Below are 16,113 nucleotides of genomic sequence, written 5' to 3'. Positions count from 1 at the left end.
TCGGAACGATCCGGGCACTCTTTCGATTGAAACCGCGTTGCAGGAGACACAGCACAAATACGGCACCGGTTAAGTCGCGGTACAACAGAGCCGGAAATCGTTTGAACGTCGCTGCAAACGATGCCGGGCGAAGTGGCCGTGATCGGTCAGCAAGCACCGGGGGGGCTTTGTGAGTTTTGTTGCATTACCAAGGCGCAGACGCTCGGATCTGCGGCAGACATCCTACCGATCGGCGCAGCGCCCACTCTGATTTTTCAACGTCGGTAAGCGGCCGAGCTATGGCCGCGGATCAGCAAAATGTGCTGCGTTGCTGGCCACGGCAATTCTGGACATTGCCCTGAATTTCACAGGGCCGTCCACCACCCAATCGGGTATCCGGGCTTATGAAGTCCTCGCACGGCGGACGAAACGGGAAGCCGACTGGCCGAGCGATATTTCTCCGAGTGTCAGGCCCCTATCGAGTCAGACCTGATTGGCGCGTTGGCGCTTTATATGACCCGGCTGAAAGTCGATAGCAACCTGCCGTACGTTTTCGTGCAGATGGCGGCGTGGGGACAACACCGAGCGCAAGAACAACAGTTCTTCGCGCACAGATCTCCACAGGAACAACAACCTCTACTGAGTCAGTGTTGGGTCAGTGGCGATCCTTATAAGCGTGGGGCAGCCAACTGCGCTCAATCGACGGCGGAGATTTGTCTGCCGAAATGCGCCAATTAAAGTCAATTAAATGGCGGCAATTTAACGATGTGTGCCGTTCCTCGGCAAAAAAGACGAAATGTTGACAGTGTCTTTCGGATCTAACATTATCGGCCGCGTTTTACTGGCTTAAAGCTACTAAATTGGCATCATTTGACCCGGCGAGCTGAGGCATTTCTCAGGCTATGCAGGGCGATACCCGTGCCACCATCAGCGGACTGAATGCATGAAACCTCCGCTTAAGTCGTCAGGAATAATCTTCATGGAAGTTAAGCGAGTTTTGATTACCGGTGGTGCAGGCTTTATCGGCTCGCATTTGGTCGATGCCTTGCTGGACAGGGGTTACAGCATTCGTGTGCTGGATAACCTGTCGACTGGCAAGACGAGCAATTTGCCGATCGGGAATCCGCTTCTGGATCTCGTTGTGGGGGATGTTGCAGACACCGCCGTGGTTGAGCACGCCATGCTTGATTGCCACGCTGTGGTTCACTTGGCTGCAGTGGCCTCCGTGCAGGCGTCGGTAGACGATCCTGTCGCTACTCACCAAAGCAATTTTGTCGGCACGCTCAATGTTTGCCAGGCGATGCTGAAGGCCGGTGTGAGGCGCGTGGTATTCGCTTCCAGTGCCGCAGTCTATGGCAATAACGGCGAAGGCACGGCCATTGAAGAAGACATCGCCAAGTCTCCCCTGACGCCTTACGCGTGCGACAAACTGGCCAGTGAGTATTACCTGGACTTCTATCGTCGCGAACATGGCCTGGAGCCCGTGATCTTTCGCTTCTTCAATATCTTTGGCCCACGCCAGGACCCGTCCTCCCCGTACTCGGGTGTGATCAGTATCTTCAGCCAGCGGGCAATCGCCAAGCAGCCGATTACCGTATTCGGTGACGGTGGGCAGACGCGCGATTTCGTCTACGTGAAAGATCTGGTGAACATTCTCGTGCAGGCCGTAGAGACCAGCGAAGCGGCGCCTGGCGCTGTCAATGTCGGGTTCAGCCGCGCGACGAGTTTGAACGACCTGATCACCGAACTGGGCGGCGCGACCGGTACTGCTCTGACCGTGACGCACCAGGCGCAGCGCCAGGGCGATATTCGTCATTCCCGTGCGAATAACACGCGCTTGCTGCAACGCTATGTGCTCTCGGAACCGACGTCCGTGGGCCAGGGGTTGGCACAGCTACTTCGCAGTTTGTAACGCGCCGGTATCACCTGTTCGACCTCAACGCCCTCCCAGTCTCAGTCATTTCAAGAGTGCATTATGGAAATCGTTTTTCGCCGGACGCGCGTCCGCGCAATAGCCGAGCGGCTGCTGGCCGCTTTTGCGTTGTTCGTTGGCGGGTCGACTGCGCAGGCCGCGACGTCGCCACAGCCGGCCAGCGTGGCTTTCTGGTATGCCGAGCAGCCGCCCCTTGCGGAGCTGGCGCAGTTCGATTGGGCGGTGGTCGAGCCCGGCCACATGACGCCCGCCGATGTCAAAACTCTGCGCACGCTGGGCAGCGAACCCTTTGCTTATTTGTCCGTGGGCGAATTCGACGGCAATAAGGCGGAGCTCGAAAAAGCCGGCTTGAGCAACGCGGGTTCCCCAGTGCGTAACGATGCCTGGGACAGCCAGGTCATGGACCTCACTTCGCCAGCTTGGCGTGAGCATTTGTTTGCTCGCGCCAAAGCCCTGCAAGCGCAAGGTTATGGCGGTGTGTTTCTCGATACCCTCGACAGTTTCCAACTCTTGCCCCCAGCCCAGCGTGAAGCTCAGCACGTGGGCCTGGTCAACCTGCTGCGTGAATTGCACAAGCGTCAGCCAACTTTGAAGTTGTTCTTCAATCGCGGTTTCGAGGTATTGCCCGAGCTGGATGGAGTTGCCGTCGCTGTGGCAGTCGAGTCGATCCACGCGGGCTGGGATGCCTCCGCCAAACGTTATCGTCCGGTGTCGGAGTCCGACCGAGAATGGCTTGAAACGCATTTGAAACCGTTGCGCGCCAAAGGCATCCCGCTGGTGGCGATCGACTATTTGCCGCCGGAGCGCCGTGAAGAAGCGCGCAAGCTGGCAAAGCGTCTGCGCGAAGAAGGCTACATTCCGTATATCAGCACGCCTGACCTCAATAGCCTGGGCATCAGCAGCATCGAGGTTCAGCCACGCCGTATCGCGCTGATCTTCGACCCGCGCGAAGGCGCGCTGGAAGATGCTGCCGGTCATAGCGATCTTGGCGGCTTGCTGGAATATCTGGGCTATCGCGTCGATTATTTTCCAGCCGACAGCAATCTTCCGCTGTACAGCTTTAGTGGCTTGTATGCCGGCGTCGTCAATTGGATGACCAGCGGTCCGCCGCAGGACCCGGCTGCGTATAATCGCTTCATCAATGCGCGCCTGAACGAACAGGTGCCTGTGGCGTTTTTCAGTGGGTTGCCGGTTGAAGACAAGCTGCTGCTCAAGCGCCTTGGCCTCAAGCGTGATGCGCCGCCCGCCACGCAGGTGGTGACGGTTACTCACCAGGACAAAACCCTGGTAGGGGCATTTGAAGCGCCGGTGGTGCCACGCTCGCGCGACCTCACCGCCGTTTCAGTCATGCCCAATGGCCCAACAGCCGCACTGTCGTTGAAGGGGGCTGGCGGTGAAGTGTTCACGCCGGTGGTGGTCGGCAAATGGGGTGGCTTGGCACTTGCTCCCTATCTGCTTGAAACCAACAACGAGCGCAGCCGCTGGATCCTCGATCCCTTTGCGTTTCTCCAGGCCAGCCTGCACCTGCCAAGCCAGCCGCGGCCGGACAGCACCACCGAAAATGGCCGTCGCATTGCGACCGTGCACATTGATGGTGATGGCTTTCCTTCCCGGGCCGAAGTGCGTGGTACGCCCTATGCTGGGCGCCACACGCTGGACGACTACATCAAGCCCAACCCGTTCCTGACGTCGGTGTCGATCATCGAAGCCGAGATTTCACCGCGCGGCTCGTTCCCCTTCCTGGCCCGGGAACTGGAGCCGATTGCGCGCGAGATCTTTGCCAACCCTAAAGTCGAAGTTGCTACGCATACCTACAGCCACCCATTTTTCATGCAGCCGGATAAAGCCAAGAAGCGCGAGAACTTCAACCCGGAATACGGCATGAACATGAAGGTGCTCGGCTACGACAAAATTGATTTTCGTCGCGAAATATTCGGCTCGCGCGACTATATCAACCAGAACCTGACCACCCCGCAGAAGCCAGTGAAATTGGTGTTCTGGCCAGGTGACGCGCTGCCATCGGCAAGCACTATCAAATTGGCGTATGACGCGGGCCTGAAGAATGTCAACGGTGCCGAAACCATCATGACCAAGGCCAATCCGTCGCTGACCGGACTTAACCCGTTGCTGCGCCCGACCGCGGGCGGCTTGCAGTACTACGCACCGATCATCAACGAGAACCTGTACACCAACTTGTGGAAGGGGCCGTATTACGGATTCCGCGAGTTGATCGAGACGTTCCAGCTCACCGACAGCCCGCGCCGTCTGCGGGGTCTGCACCTGTATTACCACTTCTACTCCAGCACCAAGCAGGCTTCGATCAAGGCCATGCACGAGATCTACGGCTACATGCGCGAGCAGCAGCCAATGTCGTTGTGGATGAGCGACTACCTCGACCGCCTGCACGGCCTGTATCAAGCAAGCCTGGCGCGCACGGCCGATGGCGCCTGGCAGATTCGCGGGATGGATGCACTGCGCACCGTGCGCCTGGACGCCCAAATGGGCTGGCCGGATCTGTTGCAATCGCAGGGCATCGCTGGTGTGCGCGATTTACCGCAAGGGCGCTACGTGGCCCTGAGCAGTGACAAGGCCTTGCTGGTGCTGCGCCCGGATCGAGACCCAAGACCGGCGTTGGAAGAAGCCAATTTGCCCTTGCTGGACTGGCGTTACCTGGATGAGCGCCGCGTGAGCTTTGCGTTCGCCGGCCAGTTCGACCTGACCTTCTCCGTACGCTCGGCCACGGCCTGCCGCGTTGAAGTGGATGGGCAACAATTTGCGGGCAAGGCTTCGGCCGGCCTTTGGACGTTTCAATTACCTATGAAGCAGGTGAGTAATGGTCAGCTCCTCTGCAACTAAAAGCAGCCGCCTGCTCAATCCTTGGGCATTGGCGGTAGTGACAGTCGCAGTGGGTGGCCTGTTGTGGGCGACCTTCCAGCGCGAAGAAGTGTTCCAACCCGACGGTCGCCAGCCTGATGCAGTATCGGCCAACTATGCCGAGCTGCTGCTCACGGCGCACCCGGACGACGATCACTTGCGCCTGCAACTGGTCGATCTGTTGATCCGCCTCGGTGACTACACCAAAGCGCGCCAGCACCTGGATGCGTGGCCCAAGCCGCAGCCTGAAACCCAGGCTTACTATCGCCTTGAACTGGACGCGCTGGTTGCCACCAGCAGCGACGACCTGATTGCGCAGCAGGCGCTGGTCGAGCGTCTGGGGAGCTTCGATTATCACAAGCTGCCCATGCCTCAGTTGCAAAACCTGGCGGCGCGGGCGCTGGCTTTACAGGCGCCCGAGTTCGCCGCCGGGGTGTACGAAGAAATCGCCGCGCGCGATCCGGCACAGCGTGCCGAGGCACTCAAATCGGCCGCGCAGTGGTACATGGCCAGTGGCAAACCGGAGCTTGCTGCAGATATTTACCTGCAACTCAGGCGCGACACCCAGCAGCCGGCAGAGCGCCGTGACTATGCGCAATTGGCGTTCGACAGCCTGCTGTCGGCGGGTCGCGATGAACAGGCCGCGCAGGTGCTGTCCGACGAATTGCCCCAACTGACGAACCCCCAGACCGATGTGGCCTGGCTGGAGCAGGGCGTCGACGTGGCGGTGGCAACCAAACACTTTGACTTGGCGCAACGCGTACTCAAGCAGTGGCGCGAGGTGCAGCCGGACAACCCGAAAATTGCGCTGAAAGAATTCCACGTGCGCCTGGCCATCAACGACCTGGCAGGCGCCTGGGAAACCGGTCAGCAATTGACGGTCGATTATCCGGACGACATTGAACTGCTCGAGCAAATGGCGCTGCTCGGTGAGTGGCGCGGCGATAACGCAGCAGCCTTGGGTTATTGGATTCGCGTGCTCAAGCTGAAGGAAGACCCGAAAACCCGCGAGCACGCCTGGCGCCTGGCCAGCCAGCAGTTCGATTTCGACCGTTCAATCCCGCTGCTTGCCGAGATCATGCAACAGCGCGCGCTCACTGATATCGAGCTGGACGCATTGATCTACGGCCACGAATCGCGCGGCACGCCTGCCGAGGCCGAGGCCTGGTTGCGCACCTACCTGCGCAAATACCCAGGGCACCGCCTGGCGTGGACGCGCTTGCTGCAAAATGTGGACAACACCGGGCAGTTCGCCGCAAGAAGCAAGGTTTACAACGACTACGCCCAACGCTTCACCCTGACCTCGGCCGAGCGGGTGGACTGGGTCGGCACCGAGATGAAGCTGTTCGACGAGCAGGCTGCATGGGACGTCGTGAAGTTGGACGATCCGTCGATCAAGGACCCGGAGTACTGGCACGCACGCGCCAGCTTGGCCTGGGATTTGGAGCGTGATGACGACTTGCGCGTTTCGCTGGAGCGCCTGCTCGCCATCAACGGCAAGCTGGTCAGTGGTGACGAAAGTCAGCTGATCACCCTTTACCGCACCCGTGACCCACAGCGCGCCCTGGCCCTGATGGTCGCCAGTTGGAAACGCGCCCAAGACCCGCAACGCTTGGTCGAGGCCTTGCAGCTCGCCCAGGAATTGCAGGAGTGGGACCAAGTGGTCGCATTGCTCGAAGACGCTAAACAGTACCCGGAGGCCTACGAGCAAGCGCAGGTCCTGGCCGTGCGGGGTGCATTGGCGATTGAGCAGGGCGACACCGCCGAAGCCGAGCGTTTGTACCTGCTGGGCCTGTCGCGCTACCCCAATGACAACCTGTTCCGCGAGCGCATGATCTGGCTGTATGTCGACCAGGGCAACACCGAGAAACTCAAGCCACTGCTGTCCAAATGGCGCGCCTATGCGCGTGAAGACCGCCTGCTCTGGCTGCCGTTTGCCAGCGCCAGTCAATTGCTGAGTCGCGATACCGAGGCGTTGGCGTGGTACCGCATGTACCTCAAGCTAACCCCGAACGACTGGCTGGTGCAGGCGGCCTACGCCGATGCACTGGACACCGCCGGCTACCAGGACGCAGCGCAACGGCTGCGCTTGAAACTGCTGCGCCATCCCGAGGCTGAAGGGCTGCAACCTTCGTCCCCGCGCTACGCAATCTGGTTGCGATTGATGTCCAGCAGCTACTCGCCACGCAAGGCGCAGCAGGAACTATTGAAGTGGAAAGACGGTTCGCCGTCGATGAAGCAGATGTGGTTCGAGCGCCTGCTGGCACGGCTGGATGCGACCAATCAGGAGTCGCAGAAAGACCAATGGCTGGAATGGGCGCGTGGCCAAGGCCTCAAGGTCGACCGTTACGAGCAGATTCAGGAAGCCCTGCGCAGCCGCAACAAGGCTCAGGTTGAAACCCTGTTGGCCAGCAGCGACTTGAACCCTGCGCAACGTGCGCAGGCACTCAGCCGGTTGGGTCGCGACAACGAAGCGCTGGATACCAGCCTGACCGCACTGGGTGACGAGCAACCGGAGTCGGTGCGCGAGCAACTGCGCCGTCAAGCCGTGGAGATCCACGAAAGCACCCCGCAAGGCGCGCTGCTGTCCTACCAGAAGCAGGACTTCGGTGGTCTCTCGTTTGATGCGCCGCGTTTGGAAATCGCGCACAACCTGGGTGACAACTGGTACGCCGATCTCGAAATGGAGCACGGCAACTATAAGGGCGACGACATTATTTCATCGAGGATCGGTGACGAGAGCAACGCAGCCCTGACCTTGATTCGTTCGGTGGAAAACGGCAGCTGGAAGGTGTTCGCCGACACCAGCCAGCGTAAGGACGACGATCGCAACGGCCTGGGGCTGTCGCGCATGTGGCAACTGGGTACCCGCCATCAACTCGAGACCGGCCTGGACTGGCATCGCAAGAGTGACGACAGCGGCTTGATGCGCGCCTTCGGCCAGCAGGACCGTGCCTGGGTCGGCGGGCGTCATGGCCTGACCGCGCGGGACCAGTTGAGCTGGGAAGTGGCGCAGCGCTCGTTCTCTACCCGTGCCGGCGACTCGCTGGGTACCGGGCATGCGCTGAAGGTGGAGCTTAACCACACGCTGGAATTCGCCGGGCCTAACTGGACGGTGCGCGGCGGTGCGGATTATCAGAAAAACAACGTGAAGGATCGGGAGCTGGAGTACCTGTCCAGCCGCAACGGCGGTGCCGTCAGGGTCACGCCTCAGTCCATAGAGGTCGATACGGGGCTGCCAGATCCTCTTGATGTAGACCCGGTCACCGCCGACAACCTGCTGCAAAGCCGCTACGGCCAACTCTACGTCGGTACCACCTGGCGTCGCGGCATCCCTGGCGCGCTGGTGCGCACCAAGCCGCAATACACCTGGCTGGTGGACGTGACGGCAGGCTGGCAGTGGACAGACCAAACCTTTAACTACGGCATGAACACCGGCATCGGCTTTGAAGTGCTGGGTGACGACGAACTGGCCCTGACCGTCGGGTACCAATCTGCGCCACAAGGCGGGGATGGCAAATCCGGCGGAACACTGGGCATGAGCTACGGCGTGCGTTTCGGGCGCTGATTACAGAATCTCTACGGGAGAAAACCTATGCAAGTAATTCGTAACCTGAGCCTGGCTCTGACAGTCCTGTTCGTTGCCGGCTGCTCAAGCTTCACCAGTGAGACCAGCCCGAACCTGCCGCGCAATGCGCAGTGGGGCATCATGCCGATGGTCAACTATTCGCAGACCCCGCAAGCCGGTGAGCGCAGCGAGCAGATCCTGCTCAGTGTGCTCAGCAGCCATGGTCTGCAACCACGGGTTTACCCTGTCACCACCCAGGGCGAACAAGCCTTGATGGACGACAATGAGCGTCTGGCCGGTGCCCTCGATTGGGCCCGTGAGCAGAAACTCGATTACGTGGTCGCGGGCAGCGTTGAAGAGTGGCAGTACAAGAACGGCCTGGACGGCGAGCCGGCGGTGGGCATCAGCCTGCGCGTGCTGGAAGCCAGCAGCGGCCGTGTGCTGTGGAGCAAAAGTGGCGCCCGCGCCGGCTGGTCCCGTGAAAGCCTGGCGGGCAATGCTCAAACAGTCATCGACAAACTTGTTGGCGCCCTTCGGTTCGAGTGAACGCAATGAATTCTCCACACATGGATTACAGCCTGGCACCGCGAGCCAGCGGGCCGGTGTCTTGGCTGGAAACGATACTGGTGACCGGTCTGGCGATCGGTCTCGGCTTCTGGCTGACGCCTGAAGACCCGTTGCAGATGCATGCCGGTTTCCCTTGGCCGATCCTGGCGCCGCTGCTGTCAGGGGTACGTTACGGTTTTGTGCGCGGGTTGTTCAGCGCGGTACTGGTGGTGGCGGTGCTGTTTGCGCTGCGCAGCAGCGGACACGAAGGTTATACGCAGATTGATCCGTCGTTTATCGTCGGCGTGCTGGTGTGCGGGATGCTGGTCGGTGAAGTGCGTGACCTGTGGACGCGCCGTCTGGAACGTCTGCAAATGGCCAATGAATACCGTCAGTACCGTCTCGACGAGTTCACCCGCGCGCACCAGATTCTGCGGGTCTCCCATGACCTGCTCGAACAGCGTATGGCGGGCAGCGACCAGAGCCTGCGCAGCTCCTTGCTGGGCCTGCGGGACAAACTGCGCGGCATGCCGGTCGAAGGCGATGCACTGGGCGAGTTGGCCGAGCCCATCGTGGCGATGCTCGGTCAGTACGGCGCCTTGCGCGTGGCCGGTTTGTACCGCGTCGACGACAGTGAAAAAAACATACTGCCTCAAGCCCTGGCGATGATCGGTGTGATGGGGCCGTTGGACGCTTCAGATGAGCTGATCAAGCTGTGCCTTGAGCGCGGTGAGCTGGTCAGCGTGCGCCAGGAGTTGATTGATTCCGGCAACTCGTCGCAGTTTTCTTCGCTGCAAGCGTGCATCCCGTTGATCGACGCCGAAGGGCGCCTGTTGGCCATCCTGGCGGTTCGGCAAATGCCGTTCTTTGCGTTCCAGGACCGCACCCTGAGCCTGTTGTCGCTGCTGGCCGGCCACATCGCCGACCTGCTGCGCCGCGACCCGCAAGTGCTGCAACTGCCGAACGCCGACGCCCAGCAGTTCACACTGCAACTCAAGCGCTCGCTGGTGGACATCGAGCAGCACACATTGCCGGCCGGGTTGTTCGCGTTTGAGATGACGCGCCCCAATGACGAGCTGACGCGCCTGATGGAACGCAGCCAGCGCGGCCTGGACCTGCACTTGCCGGTGCGCAACAACCGCGATCACGCGCTGCTGCTGGTGCTGTTGCCGTTGACCAGTCCGCAAGGCACAGAGGGCTACCTGGCCCGTATCAGCCTGTTGCTGCACGAGCATTTTGGTATCGACAGCGACTTCCAGAGCCTGGGCGTCCGGATTATGCCTTTCAATCTGGAGCCTGGCTGTGACCGAAACGGGCTGCGTAATTTCCTTTACAACGAGTGTGGCCTGAATGATCAGCAAGTGGCTGTTTAGCGGAGCCTTGGTGTTAGAGTCGGGCAGCTTGGCGAGCTTGTGGCTCGACGCGCCTCAAATCGACCAATTGCTGGTCTTCACCTTCAGCCATGGCTTCGCCTGCCTGATGCTGTGCGCGGCCGTGTGGCTGTTGCTGCCAGCCCGCTACCGCAAGCCCTTGCCCTGGAGCCCGCTGTTCATCTTCAGCCTGGCGTTCTTTGTTCCGCTCATCGGCACCCTGGGTGTGATGGCCGCGATCTTCCCGGCTCTGTACTTGCCGCGCAAACGCGACAGACAAGCCTGGCAGGCCGTTGGCATTCCAAGCTTGCCGTACCGCGCGCAGACGCAGTTGCACAAGCCGGTTTTCGCGGATGGCGGCTTACAGGATGTGTTGCGCCACGCGCCCGATCCGGACCAGCGTTTGTCGGCCTTGTTGGCCACGCGACGGATGCCCGGCAAGGACGCGGTGCCCATTCTCAAGTTGGCGCTTGGCGACCCCAGCGATGACGTACGCCTGCTCGCTTACTCGATGCTCGACAAGCAGGAAAGCGACATCAACCTGCACATCCAGATGGCCCTTGAGCAACTGGTGGATGTCAGTTCGCGCACTGCAGGTCCGGTCCACAGTATGTTGGCGCGCTGGTATTGGGAACTGGCCTACCTCGGTCTAGCGCAAGGCAGCGTGCTGGAGCACGTCCTCAACCAGGCCAGCGAGCATGCCGAGCAGGGCCTGGCGGCGGGCGAGGGCGGCGAGTTGTTTCTACTGGCTGGCCGTATTGCACTGGAGCGCGGCGAGAACGAGCGCGCCGAATCACTTCTGCGCCTGGCGGAAGAAAACGGCATGGGCTCGGCCCAGGTCTTGCCATTTCGCGCAGAGCTGGCGTTCGAGGCCGGTCGTTATCACGAAATCCCCGGGTTGCTCGCCAGCCTTCCCGAGGAAACCCGCCAGCGGCCACCGTTCGCTGAGTTGGTGAGGAGCTGGAATGAGTAACAAGCAAGAAGCACCGGTTGCAGATATCTGCCTGCTGCTCGAAGGCACCTGGCCTTACGTGCGCGGCGGCGTTTCGAGCTGGATTCACCAAATGATCCTCGGCCTGCCGGAGCTGACCTTTTCGGTGATGTTCATTGGCGGCCAGCGCTCGGCGTATGAGAAACGCCGTTACGAAGTGCCGGTCAACGTGCTGCACATCGAAGAAGTGTTCCTGGAGGACGCGACTCATCCCACCCACCTGCGTGGCGCGCCGCGAGAAGCTAACCCACAGCAGTTGGCCGACTTGTATCGCTTCTTACATCACCCGGACCCGCCTGAGCGTGAGTTGGGTGAGAAGCTGCTCGATTACATCGCCAGCGGCGACATGACCCTCGACGACGTCGTGCGCAGTCGCGCCAGTTGGGAGACGCTCAGCGAAGGTTATCGCCAGCATTGCGCCGACCCGTCCTTCGTCAATTATTTCTGGACCTTGCGCTCACTGCAGTCGCCTTTGCTGATGCTGGCCGAGGCCTCGCGCAAGATGCCGCAGGCACGAGTGCTGCATTCGATTTCCACCGGTTACGCCGGGCTGTTGGGCTGCATTCTCAAGCAACGCTGGAACTGCGCCTATGTGCTCAGCGAGCACGGCATCTATACCAAAGAACGCAAGATCGACCTGGCCCAGGCCTCGTGGATCGCCGAGGCCTCCGGCCAGGCGCTGAACCGCAGCCTCGACGGCGGCTCGGGTTACATCCGTACGCTGTGGGTGCGCTACTTCGAGCGAATTGGCCAACTGGCCTACAACAGCGCCGACAACATCATTGCCCTGTATGACGGCAACCGTCAGCGCCAGATCAAGGACGGCGCCGAATCTGCGCGCACGCAACTGATTGCCAACGGCATCGACCTGTCGCAGTGGAACCGCGTGCTTGAAACACGCGCGCCAGGCATTGCTCCGCGGGTGGGCCTGATCGGGCGTGTGGTGCCGATCAAGGACGTGAAAACCTTCCTTCGGGCCATGCGCGGTGTGATCAGCGCCATGCCTGAGGTCGAAGGCTGGATCGTCGGGCCTGAAGAAGAAGACCCGGAGTACGTCAGCGAATGCCGCAGCCTCATGGCCAGCCTGGGCCTGGAAGGCAAAGTGCACTTCCTCGGCTTCCAGCGCATCCAGGATATCCTGCCCCAGCTTGGCCTGATGGTGTTGACCTCAATCAGTGAGGCGCAACCCTTGGTCATCCTTGAAGCCTGGGCCGCCGGCACGCCGGTGGTCAGCAGCGACGTGGGTTCGTGCCGCGAACTGATCGAAGGCGGCAGCGCCGAAGACCGAGACCTCGGCATGGCGGGCAAGGTTGTCGCGATCGCCGACCCACAGGCCACCTCCGCCGCCATCCTGGAACTGCTGCGCAGCCCCGAACGCTGGCAAGCCGCGCAGGCCAGCGGCCTGGCGCGGGTCAACCGTTATTACACCGAAGCCCTGATGCTGCAGCGCTACCGCGACCTGTACCAGGCAGCCATGGAGAACAGCTAATGGCCGGTATTGGCTTTGAACTGCGCAAGATCCTCTCGCGCGACTCTTACACCGCCACCCTGCATGCCTACGTCTATGCCGGGTTGATCAGCTCCGGGCCGTGGGTGCTGTCGATCATCAGCGTCATGCTGGTGGGCATCATCAGCCTGGGCTTAATGTTGCCCAACTCGCTGGTCGGGCAGTTTCTGGTGACGGTCACGTACCTGATGGCCAGCTCGTTGATCCTGACGGGCGGCCTGCAACTGTTCTTTACCCGGTTTGTGTCCGACCAACTGTTCCAGCGCAACTACGAGCACATCCTGCCCAACCTGTTGGGCATATTGTTGCTGGTCACCGCGGGTGCCGGTGTACTGGGCATCATCCTGCTGGCGGTGCTGTTCGACCAGCCGCTGATCTACCGCGTGCTGGTGCTCTCGAACTTCGTAGTGCTGTGCAACCTCTGGATCGTGATCATTTTTCTGTCGGGGATGAAAAAATATAACCGCATCCTGCTGGTAATGCTGGTGGGCTATTCGCTGATGGTCGCCAGCGCCTACCTGCTGAGCTTCCTGCAAATGCCAGGCCTGCTGCTGGCGCTGTTGATCGGGCACAGCACGCTGCTTTTTCTGTACCTCTACGACATCCTGCGCGAATACCAGGCTGAAAAGCTCATCGCTTTCGACTTCCTCGACCGTCGCAACGTGTTCCTGAGCCTGCTGGTGACCGGGTTCTTCTACAACTTCGGCATCTGGGTGGACAAGATCATGTTCTGGTTCAATCCGGCCACCTCCAACGCCGTCATCGGCCCACTGCGTGCCTCAATCCTCTACGACATGCCGATCTTCATTGCCTACCTCGCGATCATCCCCGGCATGGCCGTGTTCCTGGTGCGCATCGAAACCGACTTCGCCGAATGGTACGACCGCCTGTTCCGGGCCATTCGCGACGGCGAAACCCTGCAACACATCGGCTCCCTGAAGACCGAAATGACCTTGTCCATCCGCCAGGGACTGCTGGAAATCTGCAAAGTCCAGGGCCTCACCGTGGTGCTGCTGTTCCTCTTCGCACCACGCCTGCTGGACTGGCTGGGGATCTCCAGCTACTACCTGCCACTGTTCTACATCGACTTGATCGGCGTGAGCATCCAGGTCGTCTTCATGGCGCTGCTCAACGTGTTCTTCTATCTCGACAAACGCCGCGTGGTGCTGGAACTGTGCGTCCTGTTCGCAGTGCTCAACGCCGGCCTTACCCTGCTCAGCATGCACCTGGGCCCGAGCTTCTTCGGGTATGGGTTTACGCTGTCGTTGCTGATGTGTGTCCTGCTGGGACTGGCGCGGTTGTCGTCGGCGCTGGAGGATCTGGAGTACGAGACGTTCATGTTGTCGCGTTGATCGCGGTTTCAGTCGTACGAAAATCCGCGACCATGCCTGCAACAGTCGTTCCGGCATGAACCTACGTGGTGAGGTAGGACGTCACAATGTCTTCAAGCATGCCCACCCGTTCAGGATCCATGTAGCGGTAATCATCGGGAATATCGAGAGAGTGGAGCCGTTTGTGTTCCAGAAGACGGGCGTATTCAGCCTGAAGACGATTAAGATGTTTGCGTTCCATGACAAAGATCACGTCAGCCCAGCGAATGTCCGCTGGGCTGATAGGTTTACGTGCATTTGGACTGGTTCCTGCGGAACGGGCATTAAAGCCGGGGCGACGGCGCCAGATCGCTTGCGCAGTAGGACTACGCCATTGGTTACGGCTACAGACGAACAGGAGGTTAGTCACTCTTGATCCAGTAGTTGGCGGGTTGCGCAGGTGCGATAGCTCATCCCGAGTGGGTGTGCTCTGTACCGTTTGGCTGCACGGGTATACATCAGTTTCCAATTTTTTTCTGGCTTGAACTCCAGCGGACGAACTTCTTACCTGAGCGCAATTTGCCGGCGAGCCATGACAGCGCGATCGCCGGAATTGAGAGAAAGGCCGCAATGATGATACCGGCCGCGAGCAACGGGGATGTACCCGAAGTCGCCAAAACCACGGGGATCTGAGAGAGCATTACAATGGCGCCTGCGGACCACTGTGAGCTTTTTAGAACGGCCCCAAGGATCACGGACAACACGAGCGCGGCGGGATAGATGAGGGTCCAGTAACTGGCCAGGTCCCAAGGCTCCGCAGCGCCTGTGATTGCTGAAACAACAGTCCAAAAAAACAGGGACACAACGCAGGTAATAATGAATGGCATGAACAATTCCTGGAAATTGGGGGCAAATCGGCTTTGGTGGTTATCGTAATCGTGGTCGATGGTCCAGTGTTTTGATTTTGTTCTTAACCCTCTCGTGAAAAAATCACAAATTCCCGCGATTGCAGCCATCTTGGAAGTTTTCGGCCTCGAGCCCGCTTCGTCGGCGTGTTCGCGCCAACATCCCCGATATAAGTCTTATGCCATCTGAATGTTCACGCACGCCATCGCTGAATTTACTGATCCAGGCGTTGACGAAACCGAGGAACAGCAAAATCCAAAAAACGCCTCATTTTCAGGGGCATGTGCCCAGGTGACATGTGGATCAGGTTGATAGGCGCCGACGAAGGCTCAAATTTATCCAGCACAATCTCCAGCAGTCCCTTGCTGACCGCTTCCGCGACTTGATAGTGCAATAACTGAACGACTCCAACGCCATCAATGGCGGCCTGCGCTGCGGCTTCAGCGGTCGTCACCGATAAGCGCGGGGTAATCCGCCTCGTCGATTCCGCCACGCCATGTTTTGAGTGTTGAAAAGGCATAGGGGCGTCAAGTCGCACGGTTGGCAAGTGCTGCAGATCTGCGGGACATTCAGGTCTTCCATACGCTTCCAGCAGCCTGGGACTCGCGCACATTACGGTTCTCATGGCCCCCACCTGAGTGGCGATCATGCCGCTGTCAGCGAGTGTTCCGATGCGTACTGCCATGTCCACGTGGTCGTCAACGAGGTGCGCGTTGCGATCTGAAAGCAAGAGCCGAATGTTGATTTCGGAAAACTCCGCTAAAAACGCGTTGACGATCGGCAGCACGTGCAGCCGACCGAACATGATTGGCGCGGTCAGGACCAGCTCGCCTTTGGGGGCAATGAATTCTCCGGCAGCTTCGCGTTCGGCCACCTCCAACTGCTCCAGTATTCGGCGCGCCGCAGCCACATAAGCCACCCCTGCATCGGTCAACGAGAGCCTGCGCGTGGTTCGAATCAATAAGCGGCTGCCTATCAGCATCTCCAGGTCAGAAATTTTCCTGCTGATGGTGGGAAGAGGGATGTCGGCTAGCCGGCCGGCCGCCGTCAGGCTGCCAGCATCAATCGCAGCCACGAGCAGCTTCATTGCCTCAAATCTGTCCATGGAATGTTCCAATATTTGGTAGAT

The 16,113-nt window shown here is 59.9% G+C and carries 11 protein-coding genes; 8 read left to right on the top strand and 3 right to left on the bottom strand.

The window, feature by feature from the left end:
- Nucleotides 1-958 precede the first annotated feature (958 nt).
- The 8 genes from KZX66_RS19615 (at nt 959) to pelG (ending at nt 14,120) form a co-directional block, all read left to right on the top strand.
- Nucleotides 959-1,891, top strand: a complete 933-nt coding sequence (locus KZX66_RS19615) for an NAD-dependent epimerase/dehydratase family protein (RefSeq protein ID WP_248082369.1) — start codon at nt 959-961, stop codon at nt 1,889-1,891.
- A gap of 63 nt (nt 1,892-1,954) precedes the next feature.
- The gene (locus KZX66_RS19610) at nt 1,955-4,768 is read left to right on the top strand and encodes a bifunctional glycoside hydrolase 114/ polysaccharide deacetylase family protein (RefSeq protein WP_248082361.1); all 2,814 of its coding nucleotides are present in this window, start codon (nt 1,955-1,957) and stop codon (nt 4,766-4,768) included.
- A complete protein-coding gene (locus KZX66_RS19605) occupies nt 4,746-8,354 on the top strand; it encodes a tetratricopeptide repeat protein (protein WP_248082359.1) in 3,609 nt (1,202 codons plus the stop codon). The genes KZX66_RS19610 and KZX66_RS19605 overlap by 23 nt, the downstream gene beginning before the upstream one ends.
- Nucleotides 8,355-8,381: 27 nt before the next feature.
- Nucleotides 8,382-8,900 carry a penicillin-binding protein activator LpoB gene (locus tag KZX66_RS19600; RefSeq protein ID WP_248082357.1) on the top strand — a complete coding sequence of 173 codons (519 nt, stop codon included), beginning with the start codon at nt 8,382-8,384 and terminating at the stop codon, nt 8,898-8,900.
- Between the two features lie 5 nt (nt 8,901-8,905).
- Nucleotides 8,906-10,273, top strand: coding sequence for a PelD GGDEF domain-containing protein (locus KZX66_RS19595; protein WP_248082355.1), 1,368 nt, complete (start codon nt 8,906-8,908; stop codon nt 10,271-10,273).
- Nucleotides 10,251-11,243, top strand: a complete 993-nt coding sequence (locus tag KZX66_RS19590) for a HEAT repeat domain-containing protein (protein ID WP_248082353.1) — start codon at nt 10,251-10,253, stop codon at nt 11,241-11,243. Before KZX66_RS19595 ends, KZX66_RS19590 begins: the two co-directional genes overlap by 23 nt.
- The gene (pelF, locus tag KZX66_RS19585) at nt 11,236-12,750 is read left to right on the top strand and encodes a GT4 family glycosyltransferase PelF (RefSeq protein WP_248082351.1); all 1,515 of its coding nucleotides are present in this window, start codon (nt 11,236-11,238) and stop codon (nt 12,748-12,750) included. Before KZX66_RS19590 ends, pelF begins: the two co-directional genes overlap by 8 nt.
- Nucleotides 12,750-14,120, top strand: a complete 1,371-nt coding sequence (gene pelG / locus KZX66_RS19580) for an exopolysaccharide Pel transporter PelG (protein ID WP_248082349.1) — start codon at nt 12,750-12,752, stop codon at nt 14,118-14,120. Before pelF ends, pelG begins: the two co-directional genes overlap by 1 nt.
- 61 nt (nt 14,121-14,181) lie before the next feature.
- Here the strand turns inward: pelG and KZX66_RS19575 are convergent, their stop codons facing one another.
- The 3 genes from KZX66_RS19575 to KZX66_RS19565 form a co-directional block, all read right to left on the bottom strand.
- On the bottom strand, nt 14,182-14,508 hold the full coding sequence (locus KZX66_RS19575; protein ID WP_248082348.1) for a phosphotyrosine protein phosphatase: 327 nt from the start codon (nt 14,506-14,508) through the stop codon (nt 14,182-14,184).
- Between the two features lie 88 nt (nt 14,509-14,596).
- Nucleotides 14,597-15,094 carry a hypothetical protein gene (locus tag KZX66_RS19570; protein ID WP_248082346.1) on the bottom strand — a complete coding sequence of 166 codons (498 nt, stop codon included), beginning with the start codon at nt 15,092-15,094 and terminating at the stop codon, nt 14,597-14,599.
- 104 nt (nt 15,095-15,198) lie between these two features.
- Entirely contained in the window at nt 15,199-16,089 is an 891-nt protein-coding gene (locus tag KZX66_RS19565) for a LysR family transcriptional regulator (RefSeq protein ID WP_248082344.1), read from the bottom strand.
- Nucleotides 16,090-16,113: the final 24 nt, after the last annotated feature.

Origin of the sequence: Pseudomonas sp. EYE_354 (assembly GCF_023148575.1) — a bacterium.
Taxonomy (GTDB): Bacteria; Pseudomonadota; Gammaproteobacteria; order Pseudomonadales; family Pseudomonadaceae; genus Aquipseudomonas.
This window is presented reverse-complemented; position numbering and strand designations above follow the sequence as displayed.

Bases quoted from the DNA above. Each gene is read 5' to 3' on its own strand.
- KZX66_RS19615 (WP_248082369.1), top strand. From the start codon at position 959: ATGGAAGTTAAGCGAGTTTTGATTACCGGTGGTGCAGGCTTTATCGGC.
- KZX66_RS19610 (WP_248082361.1), top strand. From the start codon at position 1,955: ATGGAAATCGTTTTTCGCCGGACGCGCGTCCGCGCAATAGCCGAGCGG.
- KZX66_RS19605 (WP_248082359.1), top strand. From the start codon at position 4,746: ATGGTCAGCTCCTCTGCAACTAAAAGCAGCCGCCTGCTCAATCCTTGG.
- KZX66_RS19600 (WP_248082357.1), top strand. From the start codon at position 8,382: ATGCAAGTAATTCGTAACCTGAGCCTGGCTCTGACAGTCCTGTTCGTT.
- KZX66_RS19595 (WP_248082355.1), top strand. From the start codon at position 8,906: ATGAATTCTCCACACATGGATTACAGCCTGGCACCGCGAGCCAGCGGG.
- KZX66_RS19590 (WP_248082353.1), top strand. From the start codon at position 10,251: ATGATCAGCAAGTGGCTGTTTAGCGGAGCCTTGGTGTTAGAGTCGGGC.
- pelF (WP_248082351.1), top strand. From the start codon at position 11,236: ATGAGTAACAAGCAAGAAGCACCGGTTGCAGATATCTGCCTGCTGCTC.
- pelG (WP_248082349.1), top strand. From the start codon at position 12,750: ATGGCCGGTATTGGCTTTGAACTGCGCAAGATCCTCTCGCGCGACTCT.
- KZX66_RS19570 (WP_248082346.1), bottom strand. From the start codon at position 15,094: ATGGCTGCAATCGCGGGAATTTGTGATTTTTTCACGAGAGGGTTAAGA.
- KZX66_RS19565 (WP_248082344.1), bottom strand. From the start codon at position 16,089: ATGGACAGATTTGAGGCAATGAAGCTGCTCGTGGCTGCGATTGATGCT.